Consider the following 15,431-nt stretch of genomic DNA (forward strand, 5'->3'; position numbering starts at 1 on the left):
TCGCTACAGCCGCTGGCGATGCGGAAAAAAACATCATCGAGGTCGCCAGTCTGGTGGCTACAGATCGCAGGCGCTTGCTGCAATCCGCCAAGGCAGGTCCGGCCAGCTACCGACTGTTCGAGATGTTGCCAATGATACCGCGCTTCACCATTGAGCGCGTGAGGCAGCAACTGGACACCAGCTTTCCCACAGCAACGGCGGCCGTAAAAGTTCTGGAGGATCTGGGCGTCGTAACGGAGATGACCGGGCAGAAGAAGAACCGGAGTTACAGCTACCAGGCCTACGTTGAACTGCTCTCTCGGTGAGAAACACCAGCAGCACCCCGCGCCACAGGGGTTTCGACCATTTGTGACGCGGTTAGTCATCAAACGCCATTCACTCGGTGGCAAACATTCCCATCTTGCTATATCATGAAATATCAAGATTCATCATGATGGAGATGGCCATGACGACCACCGTCCGCGAAAAGTTTTCTTCCCAGGCCGCGCCCGATGTGCTGGCAGCGCTGCGCCAGATCGCAGAAAGTCAGGGCCGCCAGTTCCAGGCGGTGCTCGATGACGCCCTGCGCGACTACATCGACCGGCAGCAGAAGGAGCGCCCCCGCCACCACGTGATGGCTTCTTTCGCGTCCAGCTTGGATGAGTTCGACAGCCTCTACCGCGAACTGGCCAAGTAAGCCGTGCCGCACGATTACCTGAGCTTGGCCGATGTGCTCGGCATGCACAGGGTGCTGATGCAGCGATATGGCGGCGCGCCGGGTCTGCGTGACCCAGGGGCGCTGGAAGCCGCACTGTTCCGCCCGCAGACCGGCTATTACGACGACATCGTGGCTGAGGCTGCCGCCCTGCTGGAAAGCCTCGCAGTCAACCACCCTTTTGTGGACGGGAACAAGCGCATTGCCTTTGCGACGGCCGACGTATTCCTGCGCATCAATGGCTGGCGGCTGCAGCGTGCGCCGCTGCAGATCTATGCCGAGATGATGCAGATGTTCGAGTCGGGCACCTTTACTATCGCCCACCTCGAACCCTGGCTGCGGTCTTTCGCCAGCGCCGCAGAGTCAGGGTGCGATGACAGAAGCGACAGCGAGGAATCGGATGCCTGAACTGGCGCAGTCCACGGCCACGAAGCCAAGCCATTTGAGTGCATCCAGCTCCAAAAACACAGCATAAAACTACCCACCCCCCTCCCCCTGTGGCAAAATGCCGCAAAAGGAGCTTTCATGAACCCCACACATTTGTCCCCCCGTAGCCATCCCCTTCAGATTAACGGCGTGCAGCGGGATCTTCCTCTTTTCAAGGTGCAACCGGACCTGGCCATTGCCGTGCTGAATATTCTCGGCGATACCGAACTCACCGAGGCCGCCGCCACCGCCCTCCAGCAGCGCATGGCGGATATTGCCTTTGATGTCATTGTCACCGCCGAGGCCAAGAGCATTCCTCTGGCCTATGCCCTGTCCGTACATAGTGCGCGACCTTATGTGGTATTGCGCAAAAATTACAAATCCTACATGGGCGAAGCCTTGTCCACTGAGACACTGTCCATCACCACCGGCAAAACCCAGACCCTCTATCTGGATGCCAAGGACCGCGCTGCTATTCAGGGCAAAAAGGTGGCCCTGGTGGATGATGTGGTCAGTACCGGATCCACCCTGGCGGCCATGCGCATTCTGATGGCCGAAGCCGAGGCCGAAGTCGCTGCCGTTGCTGCCATTTGCACTGAAGGTGATCCCGAGCAATGGGCGGAGGTTATCGCCCTGGCTCACCTGCCCGTTTTCCCTATTGAGGCTTGACGCACGGCTTATGAAAGATGCTGCTGTCCATGTTTTGACGCAACGCCAGCGTTGCGACCTGGAACTGCTGTTGACGGGGGCCTTTGCGCCCTTGACCGGCTTTTTGACCCAGGCCGACTGGGAATCGGTGCTGCAGTCCATGCGCCTGACCGATGGAACTCTCTGGCCCATTCCCATTGTTCTGGATGTGAGTGACGCGCTGGGCAAATCCTTGCACCCGGGAGACTGTCTGCGCCTGGAGCGCGGTGACGGAACGCCCCTGGCGGCCCTGACCGTGACCAACCTTTATCAGCCTGACAAAATGCAGGAGGCCGTAGCGGTTTATGGCAGCACCGACAGCGCCCATCCCGGGGTGGCGGAACTGCTGGCTCGGGGTTCCTGGTATGTGGGCGGCAGCGTCAGCGCCTGGGACACCCATAGTCTCAGCCGCGCTGCGGCGGTGGAATTTCCCCCGGAATATCGCACCCCCGCACAACTGCGCGAGCACTGGTCCGGGCAGCATCCGGTAGTAGCCTTTCAAACCCGCAATCCGCTGCACCGTGCCCATATTGCCGTTACCCAGGCCGGCCTGGAGCAGGCGGGCGCTGACGCCAGACTCCTGCTGCATCCGGCCATTGGTCCGACCAAGCCCGGCGATATCGAGGCCGCTTACCGGATGCGGGTATATCGCGCGGTACTGGATCATTATCCACAGGGTCAGGCGCTCCTGTCTCCCCTACCTCTGGCCATGCGCATGGCTGGCCCCCGCGAAGCGCTCTGGCATGCCCTGATTCGCCGCAACTTTGGGGCGACCCATTTTATTGTCGGACGCGGCCATGCCGATCCCGGCGCCAGCAGCGGCGGTTTGTTTTATCCCGCCTTCGCCGCCCAGGAACTGTTTGCCCAACACGCAGACGAAATGGGGATTACCGGAATTTTTCTGCCGGAATATGCCTACTCTCCGATCCGCCAGCAATATGTGCCGGTCGGTGCAGCCAATGGCGAAGCCCTGGCAGGCATTTCCGGTACAGAACTCCGCCGGCGCCTGGCCAACCGGGAAGATATTCCGGAATGGTTTTCCCCGCCGGAGGTCATCCGGATACTGCGTCAGGCCTATCGCGGCGCCGACCGACGCGGTCTGGTCATCTGGTTTACCGGATTATCTGCCAGTGGCAAAAGCACGCTGGCCGGAATGCTGGTGCGCCAGCTGGAAGCCGAAGACGAGCGTGCCGTAACCTTGCTGGATGGCGACATCATCCGCCGTTTCCTGTCCAAGGGCTTGAGCTTCAGCCGCGAAGACCGGGACGAAAATATCCGTCGCATTGGCTTTGTGGCCAGCCTGGTGGCCCGCCATGGCGGCATTGCCGTAGTCGCCGCCATTTCTCCGTACCGTCAGGCACGGGCCGAAGCCCGCCGTCTGGTGGAAGAAGCCGGGGGACTTTTTCTGGAAGTGCATGTGGCGACCTCCCTCGCGGTCTGCGCCGAACGCGATCCCAAAGGGCTTTATGCCAAGGCTCTGCGCGGAGAGATCACCGGATTTACGGGCGTCGATGACCCCTATGAAGAACCCGAAGATCCGGATTGCGTGGTGAATCATGCCCGGCAAGCACCGGCAGAGGCTCTGGAGAGCCTGATGAACCTGCTGCACGGTACGGGAGCCGTGACCGATCCCCTGACCCGGCGCTGAAGCGTCGCTCATGGATACGCTTCAGCTTGCTGCTGCTGCACAGTTTTTCCAGCAGCAACTGGCGGGACAAAACGTCCAGAAAATCTCCGTAGTAGCAGGTGGTCTATATCTGCATAGCGGTAGACAGATACTGGCCTGCATCGTCCAGCGCGCACCCTTGGGGCTGTGGCTGACAACTGAGAGCACGGTCTTTCAGGATCCCGCTGCGGGTGGCCAGATGCTCCAGCAACGCCTCAAGGGCTTTGCCATAACCCATATCAAGGTACCCTGGGCGGATCGGATTGTGCGCCTGGATTTCAGCCGGGTCCATATCAGCAAAAGGGTCGATCAGTGGAGTCTGATTGCCGAGTGTTTTGGTGGCCGGGGCAATCTCGCCCTGCTCGATGCCGAGGAAAAAATCCGCTGGGCCATGCGCTGGGATAGTCTTGACGCTGCTGCAGCGCCGCGCTTTTTGCCGGGTATCAGGTACCAAGCACCAGCACCAGCCCGTCTTTTTGCCGAAGCCCTATCTGATCCAGCGCAGTGCTTCCCGCTTATGGCGCCGCGCTACCGGCCCACTACCCCGTCAGCACAAATTTTTGTGCAGGAGCAATGGGCTGCCCGCAGTGCCACGGCCTCCTGGTGGCAAAGCTGTATCACTTCAGATCGACTACGGGTGCTATATCCCGTACGCTTGCCGGACGCGCCGCCTATGGAGGCCATTCCGCCAGAAACAGCACTCCAGATGCCACTGGCTGCAGTTGCCCAAGCCCCTTCAGCGGCCGAGCAAGCCCTGTTGGTTGAAAAAAAACGTCTGGAGAAACTCATCTACAAAATGCGTATGGATCTGCAGCAATGGGAAGCCCCCGAGCATTACCGGACGCTCGCCTTTGCCCTTTTTGCCCTGCCCGATACCATCTGCCGAAAATCTTCGATTCAGGCGACAGACCATACCCATCCGGATGGCCCCGTGCTGGAAATCGCGGTCACTCCCGGCAAACCCCTGCATCAACAGGCTCAGCAATACATGCAAAAAGCCCTGAAAAGCCAGCGGGCCATTCAGAAAATTCGCCAGCGCCTGGAGGATAGCGAAAAACTGCTCGACGCCTTGAGGATAAAGGGGTTGGAGGTGTTATCCCAACTGCAGGAGACTCGTCAGCATTCCTCTACCCTGGCGCCGCAGAAAACCCCGGAGCGGACTTCGCGGATATCCACAGAAACATTTCATCAGACGGTCGTGGCCGGTTTCAGCATCCTCTGGGGGAATAACGCTCGTGAAAACGATCGCCTTACCTTTCGCCATGCCAAGCCCTGGGATCTCTGGTTTCATGTGCAGGACCTGGGAGGGAGTCATGTCGTTTTACGGCGCAGCAATGCCCAGATTGCAGTTCCGGAAAAGGTCATCGCAGCGGCGGCACGTCTGGCCTTGCAATATAGCCAGTCGCGGGCCTTGAGTGCGGAAGTGGACTGGACCGAAATCCGCCATGTGCAACGCAAGCCCGGTGGCGGACCGGGTCAGGTCATCTATCGCCAATTCCAGACCATTCGGGTGCGCCGCGACGCCTGAGCAACCCTGAGCGAAAGTCCATCTTTGACTCACGCCACCTGCATACTGGAAAAGCACATCTTGGCCATTTCACAGATGGTCTGGGTACGCAACCAGTCGATCTCCTGTCGACGCAAATCGGCCCACTGCCGGTGCAGAGGGCAAGCGGTTTCATCCGCACAAACCTTCAGCCCCAGAACGCAATGGGGCGACAGCGGATGCCCTTCGACAGCCTCCACGACATCAATGATGTTCAAGGTTTCTGCAGCGGGCAGGAGGACAAAGCCCCCACCCCGGCCTTTGACAGATTCCAGAAATCCGCGTTTGGCCAGATTACGCATGATTTTGGTGATACATTGAACGGGAACGCCCAGATAATCGGCGATTTCCCGGCTCAGTACCGGTTCTCCGCGCCGCTGTGCGGCAATATAAATCAGACCGCGCAGTGCTTGCTCAGTGGCTTTGCTCAATACCATAGGTTTTCCCCTATCGTTTTTTATTATGGATATAACGAGAGCCACACCATCCGGTGCGGCTCTGGGTAGAGATGGTTACTGATGGGTTACTGAATGAAATGTACGAACAAGGATCTGTCAATACTTTTCTGACGTTCAGGCAGAATGGGCCTGAGCTGTAGCAGCAGTACCCCCACCCATTTTCAGCAGATTACGACGCATGGCCCAGGCCATACCAAACATGGCGGCTGAAAATGCGGCTGAAAATCCGATGATGATCCAGTTATACACCGAGGGACCAGCATCAGGTGCCAGGGCGAAAATGAATTGCAGCGCTACCGCAAGAGCCAGATAAGCCGTCGAACCGATGATCATCACCGCTTCTTTGTTGCGAACATTACGCAGTACCCATATCCCTTCAATGACGCCAACAATGGCTACCCAGGCAAAAATGGTGAGCAATGTCGGTAGCAAGTGTGCATTTTGGGAAAGGACAATAACCGCAATACCGGCAGCAATCCCAATGACTGCCTTGATGGCAATCAATACCTTGGGACAGGCACCACTGCCCTTCTGGGCGAGGCGAATGGCGGAATATCCTCCATCAAAAAATACATAAATGGCAAAAAACCATACCAGCAGAGTCATGGTTTCACCAAAAGCAATCAGTGAAGCAATCACGAATAGTAAGGCGGCAACTCCCCGCGCAGCGAGTAACGGCCAGGAAAACAGCGTCAGGCGGGCTTGGTTGGTTGATGTTTGTGAATTCATATCGACACCTCTTTTTATCAGCACTATTGCTCAGCATCCAATCCATGATGAATGCTTATTCATCCACATGGGATACTGTTATCTATTTTATAGCTTACGCGCGGATTAATAACAACAAAGAAATTTTTAATAACTTCGATAATATATGAATGCATTATAAATAGTATATTTTATTATTATAATATAGTTACGCTCTTTGTTTTTGCTTATTTTTACAACATATTGAAAAAAATCAGCATTATAAAAACCTTGCCACGGAAGACAAGGCCTTTATAAGACTACCCTAACATTACAGCTTGGCGTAGGAATGAAGCCCGCCCAAAAACAAATCCACTCCGATAAAACAAAACGTGACCGTAATCAGGCTGATCGTTGCCCACCAGGCGAGTTTACGCCCCTTGTTATGCTGGCCGAAAGATTTATTACTGCGCATATGTAAATAGGCCGCATAATTGAGCCAGACAATCAGTGCCCAGGTTTCCTTGGGATCCCAGGACCAGAATCCGCCCCAGGCTTTAGCGGCCCATACCGCACCCAGAATGGTTCCGGCCGTAAAAAACAGAAAACCGAACATCACCATGGACCCCATGATGCGCTCCAGTTTGTTCAGGTCGGGCAGGCGGCTCACCAAGGCACCCCCTGTACGTTCGGCCTTTTCCTTGAGCAGATAAGCCACACCGACCATGGCCGCCAGATAAAAGTTGGCGTAGGCAATAAACTCACAGGGCACATGCAGCTTGATCCAGAAGCTCTGCAGAGCAGGAATCACCGGCTGAATCTGATTCTGGTGATAAGCCACCCCGACCCAGACCAGAAATATATCTGCCACCAGAATCATGGGCATGGCAAAAGCACCCAGCCCGCGATTTTTACCCTGACCTTCGTAATACAAGTAGAAGAGTGCCGTGGTAGTGCAGAGCAGCACCATGGCATCGTACATATTGGTCACCGGGATATGTCCCCAGGAGGGGTGCCCGATATAGGTCTCCTGCCAGCGGATGGCCAAACCGGCAAAGCCCAGAGCCACAGTGACCCAGGCAAAGCGATGCCCCCAGTCTCCTGCCGACTGATGACCACTGAACAAATAACGATAATACCCGATGGCACTGATCAGGATCGCAGCACTCATCCAGTAAAACATGGAGTTACTCTGGAAGACATAATACAACGCCGCGCTATTGGCCGCCGTGTATCCCGATTGATAAAGACCCACACCAATGGCAGCGATGCCAATCACCACCAAAAACAAAATCCGGAAGGCGGGCCAGCGGATGCCAAACCACATCAGCCCTGCGTACCACAGACCCAGCACAATAAACTGCCACATCCAGAAATCGGCCCTAAACAGATACCAGACCAGAAAAGCACCGATAGTCAGAAAAGCGGCCCAAAGCTGGGCGGCCAGACGCCCTTCGGCACGCATTCCGCCAAAGGTCAGCAGATGGCGTATTTCCGAGGATTCTATAGACATAAAGAGACTCCCATGATGAATACATGATCAGGGACGATAACCCGGGACATTGATTTTTATGCCATTACTGATGTAGGACATAAAATATTCCAGATTACGATAATTGACGCTTTCCAGCTTTTGCGGAATGGCACCCACTTTTTTGTCACAGCCCTGGAAGCGCTTTTCAAAAGTATTGACCGCACCCCATGCCGCACGATAAGTCGGATAATGAGCACTTTGTCCCAGTAACGGTGAAATAATCTGGGCGCGCAAATATTTGCCGGCATAGGCCACATGGCAGGTCGCGCAGCTGAAATTGAGTTGCCCGCGCTTCATGAAGTAATTGGCCTTGCCTTCTTCAAAGGCTTTGACCGCACCCGGCCCCTGCACTTTGATATCCACCGGCATTCCGTTGGACAGCGAAGTAAAGTAGGTATCCAGAGCGACCATGGTGGCGCTGCCATATTTCAGGGGTTGCAGATGATTTTCGACCCGACAACTATTCAGGCGCATCTGGGTAGTAACCACCTGCCCGGTCTTGTTATCAAAATAGGGATAACTGGCTGCCACGCCTTTCCCGCCATTCTGAAAACAGGAGGCATAGCTTTTACCGTCCGGAAATTTTTTATCCCAGGCAGCTTTACCCTGGCTAAGCGTCAAGTCACCGGGATTAAATTGAATAGCCTGCTGATATTGTTGATACATTTCCGGGCTGAAAGCATAACTGCCCAGAGCATATTTCTGTAGAGACATTTTCGGAAACTGTTCCTTGAAATACTGGTGAAAATCCTTGAGGGTCTGTTCAGGACCAACTTTGGTATTACCCAGATTCCACCAGTCGATGGCTTCAGCACTGCCAGCTATTCCGACCAGACTCAGCGCGGCAGCCACAATAATGAATTTTTTCATGTTTGCACTCCTTTTTTCTGAAATAGCCTATCAGCCCTTGAGTGACCAGAGATAATCCGCCACCAGTTCCATCTGGTGATGGGTCAGCACCTTGTTTTTACCAAACTGGGGCATATTGATATGAGGGATCACCTTTTCCGGGTCATACAAAAAATTCACCAGTTTTTCTTTGGTTTTGAAGATGGCTTTGAGCGGCAATACCGATAAATCGGGCCCCACATTACCAGCCATCGTTCCGCCTGGCAGTACATGACAAGCCAGACAGTTTCCTTGTGTCCGGTTGAAGGCGATGGACTTTCCTGCAGCGATATTCTGTGCCGTAGTCATCGGTGCGGCCATGGCAGCAGTGTCCACCCCCATAAATGCAGCGGTAGCAATGATTGCAGCTGTGGCTAACCATTGAGAATTTTTCATGACAACCTCCTATTAAAATTTTCATACGCGGTTAATAAAGTTTTTGTTTACAGCTTTTCCTGCAATTGCGCATTCAGATCCTCCATATCCCGATGAAAGTCCTCTTCATTCCGCGAACTATCCGCAAACAGGTTGATTCGGCTTTTTTCCTTATCCTCATCAATCTGAATCCAGATACGCCGACGCGGCACATAAAACAAAATGAATATCCCGAAAACCAGGGCAAAACAGGCGATATAGATGATTTTCATTCCCGGATACCGGGTGATTTCCAGACCCGCTGACCAGTGCAAATCGTAATGATGAAATACCGTCAGAAAGGGTAAGGGATAGGCACGCAACTCCTGCATGGCTTTCAGGCTCGACTGGAGAAACAAATCACGGTCATGCACATTCAGAAAAACCCGGGTCTGGGCTTGTGCCTTATCCAGATTACGGAGAAAAACGGCTTTTGAAGCGTTCTCTCCATGCCGTGCGGCCTGTTCCAGATTACCCAGATAGGCCATGAACAAGCGAATGCCATGTTGGGGACCCTGGGGAATGGTCAGGTAATGATAGGTCATTGAACCCATTTCACGAAAACCAATCAAGCGATAGGCTTCGCCATTTCGGGAAAAGGGTTTCATGTAGGATTTAATCAGTACCTGAGTGTGGTCTCGATCATTATTTACCAGATAACTGACCGTTGGACCCATGTTGATCATGCCATGATTCGCACCCGGAGAAAGACCCACCGCCTTACGCGGAATGACATTCTGGGTTTTGAAATCACGCAGGGAAATGGCATATTGTGAACCAAAGGTTTTCAGGTGCTCACCCACAGCAGCGCTGATGGTAGCGGGAGGCAACCCCGGATCGGACAGTAAATAATTGTGTAGCTGCAATCTAGAGGCACTATCCGAATAACTGGACTGATAAATCTGTACACCACTCACCGACATGGGATGGTTAACCCGCACAATGCCAGTTTTGAACAATTTCCCGTCATGGTGATACAGAGAAACCGTCGAAACAAAATCTTTGGCCAGGCCATTGGAATAATGTGTCACTTTGAAGGCATCCAGGCGCAACATAAAAGGGAGGTGTTGTACCAGAAATCCATCGCCCACCAGTTCAAACATGGCATTGACGGTCTGTCCTACCGGAATGGTGATGATTCCGCGAAATGCCGAACTTGACGAAGACAACCAACTGGACTGGGGAATTTTGGAAAGAGGAAGATCAAAATTCTTTTCGGGATGTACCGTTCCCGTCCACTCCGCCCATTTCAGCGGCAAATTGGCGTTATAGATGGCACCGACACAAAACAGGATGATACCGACATGGGTCAACAGATAACCGATACGGTAAAATCGTCCTTTTTGTGCAAAAAGCTGTGTTTTTCCTGCAGTATCCTGAACAGACCTGGCCTGATAACCAAAATCGCGCAAGGCGGCGACGGCGAACTGAAGGATTTCGCCGTGAGCTTTTGCTGAAGTGGAAGTGAAGTGCTCGGGCCTTTTTTGTAAAAAATGTGCTGATGGACTGGACGGCACATGACGCATTTCCCGGACCATAGGAGGCGCATTACGCAATACACAGACGGTTGTGGAGATAATCAAAAAAGCGACAATCCCCATGTACCACCCGCAACGATACACATCATACAAATCCAGATGGCCAAATACGGTAAACCAGAATGGACCGAACTGGTGCAAATAGTCCGTGTAAACTTCCTGCTGCGGCAAAACCGTACCAATGATGGAAGCAATAGCGACAAAGAGTAGCAAATGCACTGCCAAACGCATGGAACCCAGTACCCGAACAACTATCCGGATACTTAAGGGCTCTGTATAAACAGGGGCATGGGCTTCTAACATGGCGCTTTACTCACGATGACTGGACTTCCTCCTGGCGGGGATACAACCAGATTTGATAGAGACTGATGGCCATGCCGATGAGCACCAACGGGCAGGACAAAATACCCCCGATCAATACCAACCACACCCAGTTGGGGTCTTGCTTGGTGAGAAACCAACCGGCAAAATCCAGGAAAAAAGCGAAAAATGGCACGCCTATCATCAGGTATTTGGGAATACGCGGGAATCGCGCTTTACTGAAAATCCAGCCCGCAATCCAGAAAATGACACCTAATGTGGTCAGATGAATCATGCCCATCATCAGCATCTGCGAATAGGGCATGCCCATATCCACATGCGCCTGGGCCTTGAGCAATTTGTAGCTGCCAATATTGGGCATACCCATGGTATGACATTTCAAACAGGAACCATTAATCAACGGCTTTACTTCCTGCTCGTAGTCATTTCGGGTTTCCCCGTTGGCAATCCAGTGATTGACCGCCTGAATCATTTTCGGCCGCTCACTGGCAGGCACATGGGCCATGGGCATCATGGCCGGGAGCATTTCCTGCAACTTGCTGGATTTACGATTGCCGTAATAAGACATGGCCACATCCTGAACCGAAATACCGGGCTTGCCATTCAGCCCGGCATGGGTGACATAGGTGTAGGCCTCAGCAACCAGAAGGCCTAAGCCCACCAGAAAAATAAATCCAGTGTGCATGATTTTTTCTGACATGCTGAGGTCTGCCAGGGTGCGCGTCACTTTTTGTCTCCCGATTGAGCGGCAGCTTCTGCCTAAAGATCATATTCCTTGGGAAAGGCAATGCCGGGATTACCCGTCATATTTTTGGTGAGTACCGGCAAATCCCGGGGATTGGCCGAAACGGTCTTTTTGGACCGCAGCCATTTGGCAAAAATATCCCAGACAGGCGTGCCTTCGACGCGCTGCATGGCACCCCAACCCGCCACCTTGTAGCGCTTGTTGGCTTGCACCATTTTCCCGCCGATGCGCAAGTCGGTGATGCGCTTATCTATGGTTTCGCCGGGATCCATGGTGTACTGGATATTCCCCACCCGAATCATGTCGCCGCCCTGAATGTAATAAGGATTCGGATTGAACAGATTATCGGCTACCTGCTCCATGACATTTTTCAGCTCAGCACCGGTATATTCCGTGACGGTCACCTGGGGATAGGTAATGGCCGTCTGGCCCATGACATCTTCCATGGTAATAGTTTCACCAGGGAGTTTGCAGTAACCCCAGCGGAAGCCCGGAGAGAAGGCGGCTTCACAATCCATTTCCTCACGCAGCGCGTCGCAGAGAATCTGGTCAAAAGTGCCATTGAAATTATCGCGGCGATACAAAAGACTTTCCGTTACCGCCAAAGGCTCTGCCAGTTTCTTGGCGTAAGGTGCGCGGACCTTGGTAATATAATCTACCATTTCTTTATCTTCCGGAATCATATTGGAAATGATCGGGAGATAATGGAAACGCCAGCCCTTAAGTTTTCCCTTGCCCACATCCAGATCAAAACGAGCCAGGAATTTGCCATTGGTACTGGTATTGATAATCAGGGTGTTGTTGATTTTAACCGGACGGGGACCCATGATTTCATGCGTGTGTCCACCCAGAATAATATCAATGCCGTTGACCTGCGAGGCCATTTTCTTATCCACGTCAGCACCGTTATGGGAGAGCACCACGACAATATCCGCATGGTGTTTTTCACGGCATTCATCGACCATTTTCTGCATATGTCCGGGATGAATGCCAAAAGCCCACTTCGGTACAAAATAGGCGGGATTAGCGATGGGTGTAAAAGGAAAGGACTGGCCAATAATAGCGACTTTGCGGCCACTGATTTCTCGAATATCATAGGGATCAAATACCGGCTCATCCCAGGGAATGGTAAACACATTCTGGGAAAGAAATTTCGCCTTGAGTTTGTGCTTCAGCAGATACTCGACCCGATCTGCCCCATAGGTAAATTCCCAATGGCCGACAAAATAATCTTCCTTGAGCAGATTCTGGGCACCCACCATGTCTTCGGCTTTGGTCCATAGACTGGTGGCAGAACCCTGCCAGGCATCCCCACCATCCAGCAGAATGGCTTTTTTACCCACCTGTTCACGATAACGCTTGACCAGGGTGGCAATATGAGCATATCCGCCGATTTTGCCATATTTGTGGGCGAGGGTATCGAAATCCATGCAGGACAAAGCATACCCTTCGGGCGTACCGGCCTTGATACCGTAATACTCTAACTTGTGATTGCCCACCAGATGCGGGGTCACCCCCCATTCTTTCTGCTTCCGGGTCCCGATATTGGTACCCGGCTCCCGCCACCATACGGGCAACAACTGGGCATGGGTATCGGTAATATGCAGTAATGTAACATTACCATAATCATCTATTTCGTAGGGGTCTTTTCCTGACCCCCAGGAAGAAGCAATAGCGGACGGTGACAGAAATCCGGTTGCACCGGCAATCCCCATCATGGCCATGAAATCTCTACGTGTCAGATTCATACTCACCTCGCATCTGTATTTTATGAAAACTGCGCTTATGCCACGGTAATGGATGCCTTGCTGGACCAGACACCGTTGGTATTGTCCTTCCAGGTCATTTCCAGGGTGCCGCTTTCTTCAGCGCGCATTTTGAAAGCCAGATAAGGATTGGCGCTAATCGCAGTACTCCAATCCACATTGCATAATGGCTTATTGTTGAAAGTCACCGTGACGGTCTGAATAAAATGGGCTGGAATCAATTTACCTGCCTTATTTTTACTGAGTCCGGTCGTCATCGGATTCATGATCAAAGAACGTACTTCTACAACTTGGCCCTTTTTGGCATGTGAAGCCATCCGGATCATCGGGTTACCCATTGCTGCCATGATAAATTCTCCTTCATCAAATCATTATTGCCGGGAATTTTGCCTTAACCGCCACAACCACCGATGGTGACTTTGACTTCCTGAGGCTTGGACGCCATCAACACGCCTTTATTGGTTTTGGCGACAGCTCTGACCATATCGGTCTTGGCCATTTTTATGCGTGCCTGGAAGTACGCCTGACCATTGTTCGCGCTAAAGTGAAATGCACTGGCCAGCGGGGTGGGATTATGGTCCACATACAAATAAACGGATTCGATATAATCATCGGCCGTCATGGGATGATCCACATCGACGGTAACCGGCACGGCCGCTCCATTTTCAGCAATGGTAGGCGCGGTCAGGTGTACTTTCGGCGAAACTTTGACCGAAGTCGTATCAATGCTGTCCTTCATGGCCGCATCCAGTGCCTTGGCATCAAATGCCGCCGCAGGCCAGCCTGCCACATTGGCAGCATTGGCAATGGCCGGCATCAGTACGCCTGAACCCGCCACTGCGGCCACACCCGCTGCCGAAATTCCCAAAAACTTTCTTCTCTTCATCTGTTCCATTGACATCTCCTTATTGCAGCCATAAGCCAATTCCATTATTTACCGGACAAGTCCGGGATTTTGCTGATTTGTCGTGACATCGGGATTCCCTGAAGCACTTTGATCACCGCTTGATCAAAAGACTGGGTAATTTTTTTGGAAGCTGGTGTATTCGCAAAATCTGCGCGCAATCCATAAACGATGTAACTGTTCGGGCCTTTGGAAAACACATCCAGCGTGAGTGGACAACCGGCCGCAGCAGGCCAGTCCGCATTCAACAGCTTGCTGAAATCATAGGGATTACAAAACACCAGGGCCTGCACGTCGGTAAACTTGCGGGCATTGAAATCGGGAATTTTGAGTTGTTTCTGCTGGGATTGAATCAGTTTGAGAATATTGAGATGAAGTACAATTTTGTAACCTCCATCATGCAGCACATTTTTCACTTCCGTCATGGTGGCCTGCATAGGCATATCCACTTTTTCCACATAAACCGGACTTGCCACTGCTGTAACCCACATACTTGCGCACAGACTCACACCCAGTGCGACTACTCCACGAAATTTCATTATTGGGGACCCCTTTCCAAAACCTCGACCATTATTTTCCTGAACTTTTCACGGAAGCCTTCAGACATAAACTAATTAGTCTGTAGCAAACTGTATGCCCGGCATCCAAGAATATCCTCATTTCTCCCCAAAAACTCTTGATATTGCTATCTGCTTATTTTTTTTACTTTTTTAAACAATATGTTGCTTTAGACATGATCAGAAAAAAAAGGCTTGCTGCGCCGTTGTCCAGAGCCGCTCCAGCCCTCTCATGCTGGATTGCCTCCTGGTTGAAGGATCGTCTGGTCCAGATGGCACAGCGAGCGTCAGACTTGGTCCCGCTAATTGCACAGATCCAAGAGCACTGTCCCTGCCATCATCCGATCAGCAATCGGCCCAGAATCAGTCCGGTATAAAGCAAAAACAGATAAGAGATGGAATAAGCGAACATGCTGCGGGCGTATTGATCCATTTCCGGGCCTTCAGGCAGGGCTTTCAACCGCAGGGCCATGCCCACAAACCAGGCCCCCGAGAGCCAGGCAATGCCGCCATAAATCCAGTCGCCGGTGAGGAATGCCGGGATCAGGCTGACTGCCCAGGTGAGAATGGCGTAATGCAGCACTTCCTGGCGGGTGCGGT

The 15,431-nt window shown here is 52.7% G+C and carries 16 protein-coding genes and 2 pseudogenes; 6 read left to right on the top strand and 12 right to left on the bottom strand.

Annotation, left to right across the window (positions count from 1 at the left end; genetic code table 11):
• The 6 genes and pseudogenes from AC2VLR_RS05260 to AC2VLR_RS05285 all read left to right on the top strand — a co-directional run.
• Positions 1-305 (top strand): annotated as a pseudogene (locus AC2VLR_RS05260) (Fic family protein); the annotation flags it as partial.
• Positions 306-445: 140 nt separating this feature from the next.
• On the top strand, positions 446-676 hold the full coding sequence (locus AC2VLR_RS05265; RefSeq protein ID WP_486881180.1) for a hypothetical protein: 231 nt from the start codon (positions 446-448) through the stop codon (positions 674-676).
• Between the two features lie 24 nt (positions 677-700).
• Entirely contained in the window at positions 701-1,102 is a 402-nt protein-coding gene (locus AC2VLR_RS05270; RefSeq protein WP_486881181.1) for a type II toxin-antitoxin system death-on-curing family toxin, read from the top strand.
• A 117-nt stretch (positions 1,103-1,219) separates the two neighbouring features.
• Positions 1,220-1,789, top strand: a complete 570-nt coding sequence (locus AC2VLR_RS05275) for a phosphoribosyltransferase family protein (RefSeq protein WP_486881182.1) — start codon at positions 1,220-1,222, stop codon at positions 1,787-1,789.
• 10 nt (positions 1,790-1,799) lie between these two features.
• Positions 1,800-3,455 carry a sulfate adenylyltransferase gene (gene sat, locus AC2VLR_RS05280; protein ID WP_486881183.1) on the top strand — a complete coding sequence of 552 codons (1,656 nt, stop codon included), beginning with the start codon at positions 1,800-1,802 and terminating at the stop codon, positions 3,453-3,455.
• 10 nt (positions 3,456-3,465) lie between these two features.
• Complete coding sequence (locus AC2VLR_RS05285) at positions 3,466-5,001, top strand: NFACT RNA binding domain-containing protein (RefSeq protein ID WP_486881184.1); 1,536 nt, start codon at positions 3,466-3,468, stop codon at positions 4,999-5,001.
• 29 nt (positions 5,002-5,030) lie between these two features.
• Here the strand turns inward: AC2VLR_RS05285 and AC2VLR_RS05290 are convergent, their stop codons facing one another.
• The 12 genes and pseudogenes from AC2VLR_RS05290 to AC2VLR_RS05345 all read right to left on the bottom strand — a co-directional run.
• Entirely contained in the window at positions 5,031-5,456 is a 426-nt protein-coding gene (locus AC2VLR_RS05290) for an RrF2 family transcriptional regulator (protein ID WP_215842890.1), read from the bottom strand.
• 135 nt (positions 5,457-5,591) lie between these two features.
• On the bottom strand, positions 5,592-6,206 hold the full coding sequence (locus tag AC2VLR_RS05295) for a hypothetical protein (RefSeq protein ID WP_215842891.1): 615 nt from the start codon (positions 6,204-6,206) through the stop codon (positions 5,592-5,594).
• Positions 6,207-6,495: 289 nt separating this feature from the next.
• Positions 6,496-7,677: a c-type cytochrome biogenesis protein CcsB gene (ccsB, locus tag AC2VLR_RS05300; protein WP_486881185.1), complete on the bottom strand. Its 1,182-nt coding sequence runs from the start codon at positions 7,675-7,677 to the stop codon at positions 6,496-6,498.
• Between the two features lie 27 nt (positions 7,678-7,704).
• Positions 7,705-8,568 (bottom strand): sulfur oxidation c-type cytochrome SoxA, encoded by an 864-nt coding sequence (gene soxA / locus AC2VLR_RS05305; RefSeq protein ID WP_486881186.1) that lies wholly within the window; start codon positions 8,566-8,568, stop codon positions 7,705-7,707.
• A gap of 30 nt (positions 8,569-8,598) precedes the next feature.
• Positions 8,599-8,982: a sulfur oxidation c-type cytochrome SoxX gene (soxX, locus tag AC2VLR_RS05310; RefSeq protein ID WP_486881187.1), complete on the bottom strand. Its 384-nt coding sequence runs from the start codon at positions 8,980-8,982 to the stop codon at positions 8,599-8,601.
• A 47-nt stretch (positions 8,983-9,029) separates the two neighbouring features.
• Positions 9,030-10,841 (bottom strand): cytochrome c biogenesis protein ResB, encoded by a 1,812-nt coding sequence (locus tag AC2VLR_RS05315; RefSeq protein WP_486881188.1) that lies wholly within the window; start codon positions 10,839-10,841, stop codon positions 9,030-9,032.
• Between the two features lie 10 nt (positions 10,842-10,851).
• Positions 10,852-11,586, bottom strand: a complete 735-nt coding sequence (locus AC2VLR_RS05320; protein WP_486881189.1) for a hypothetical protein — start codon at positions 11,584-11,586, stop codon at positions 10,852-10,854.
• A gap of 32 nt (positions 11,587-11,618) precedes the next feature.
• Positions 11,619-13,352, bottom strand: a complete 1,734-nt coding sequence (soxB, locus tag AC2VLR_RS05325) for a thiosulfohydrolase SoxB (protein WP_486881190.1) — start codon at positions 13,350-13,352, stop codon at positions 11,619-11,621.
• A 35-nt stretch (positions 13,353-13,387) separates the two neighbouring features.
• Positions 13,388-13,717: a thiosulfate oxidation carrier complex protein SoxZ gene (gene soxZ, locus AC2VLR_RS05330; RefSeq protein ID WP_486881191.1), complete on the bottom strand. Its 330-nt coding sequence runs from the start codon at positions 13,715-13,717 to the stop codon at positions 13,388-13,390.
• Between the two features lie 44 nt (positions 13,718-13,761).
• The gene (gene soxY, locus AC2VLR_RS05335; protein WP_423856100.1) at positions 13,762-14,256 is read right to left on the bottom strand and encodes a thiosulfate oxidation carrier protein SoxY; all 495 of its coding nucleotides are present in this window, start codon (positions 14,254-14,256) and stop codon (positions 13,762-13,764) included.
• A gap of 44 nt (positions 14,257-14,300) precedes the next feature.
• Positions 14,301-14,813, bottom strand: a complete 513-nt coding sequence (locus AC2VLR_RS05340; protein WP_486881192.1) for a DUF302 domain-containing protein — start codon at positions 14,811-14,813, stop codon at positions 14,301-14,303.
• 355 nt (positions 14,814-15,168) lie between these two features.
• Positions 15,169-15,431, bottom strand: a pseudogene (locus AC2VLR_RS05345) (heme o synthase); the annotation flags it as partial.

It is taken from the genome of Acidithiobacillus sp. TH-A117, assembly GCF_057473465.1.

Bases quoted from the DNA above. Each gene is read 5' to 3' on its own strand.
- AC2VLR_RS05290 (WP_215842890.1), bottom strand. From the start codon at position 5,456: ATGGTATTGAGCAAAGCCACTGAGCAAGCACTGCGCGGTCTGATTTAT.
- AC2VLR_RS05265 (WP_486881180.1), top strand. From the start codon at position 446: ATGACGACCACCGTCCGCGAAAAGTTTTCTTCCCAGGCCGCGCCCGAT.
- soxB (WP_486881190.1), bottom strand. From the start codon at position 13,352: ATGAATCTGACACGTAGAGATTTCATGGCCATGATGGGGATTGCCGGT.
- AC2VLR_RS05295 (WP_215842891.1), bottom strand. From the start codon at position 6,206: ATGAATTCACAAACATCAACCAACCAAGCCCGCCTGACGCTGTTTTCC.
- soxZ (WP_486881191.1), bottom strand. From the start codon at position 13,717: ATGGCAGCAATGGGTAACCCGATGATCCGGATGGCTTCACATGCCAAA.
- sat (WP_486881183.1), top strand. From the start codon at position 1,800: ATGAAAGATGCTGCTGTCCATGTTTTGACGCAACGCCAGCGTTGCGAC.
- AC2VLR_RS05285 (WP_486881184.1), top strand. From the start codon at position 3,466: ATGGATACGCTTCAGCTTGCTGCTGCTGCACAGTTTTTCCAGCAGCAA.
- soxA (WP_486881186.1), bottom strand. From the start codon at position 8,568: ATGAAAAAATTCATTATTGTGGCTGCCGCGCTGAGTCTGGTCGGAATA.
- AC2VLR_RS05315 (WP_486881188.1), bottom strand. From the start codon at position 10,841: ATGTTAGAAGCCCATGCCCCTGTTTATACAGAGCCCTTAAGTATCCGG.
- soxY (WP_423856100.1), bottom strand. From the start codon at position 14,256: ATGAAGAGAAGAAAGTTTTTGGGAATTTCGGCAGCGGGTGTGGCCGCA.
- ccsB (WP_486881185.1), bottom strand. From the start codon at position 7,677: ATGTCTATAGAATCCTCGGAAATACGCCATCTGCTGACCTTTGGCGGA.
- AC2VLR_RS05275 (WP_486881182.1), top strand. From the start codon at position 1,220: ATGAACCCCACACATTTGTCCCCCCGTAGCCATCCCCTTCAGATTAAC.
- soxX (WP_486881187.1), bottom strand. From the start codon at position 8,982: ATGAAAAATTCTCAATGGTTAGCCACAGCTGCAATCATTGCTACCGCT.
- AC2VLR_RS05340 (WP_486881192.1), bottom strand. From the start codon at position 14,813: ATGAAATTTCGTGGAGTAGTCGCACTGGGTGTGAGTCTGTGCGCAAGT.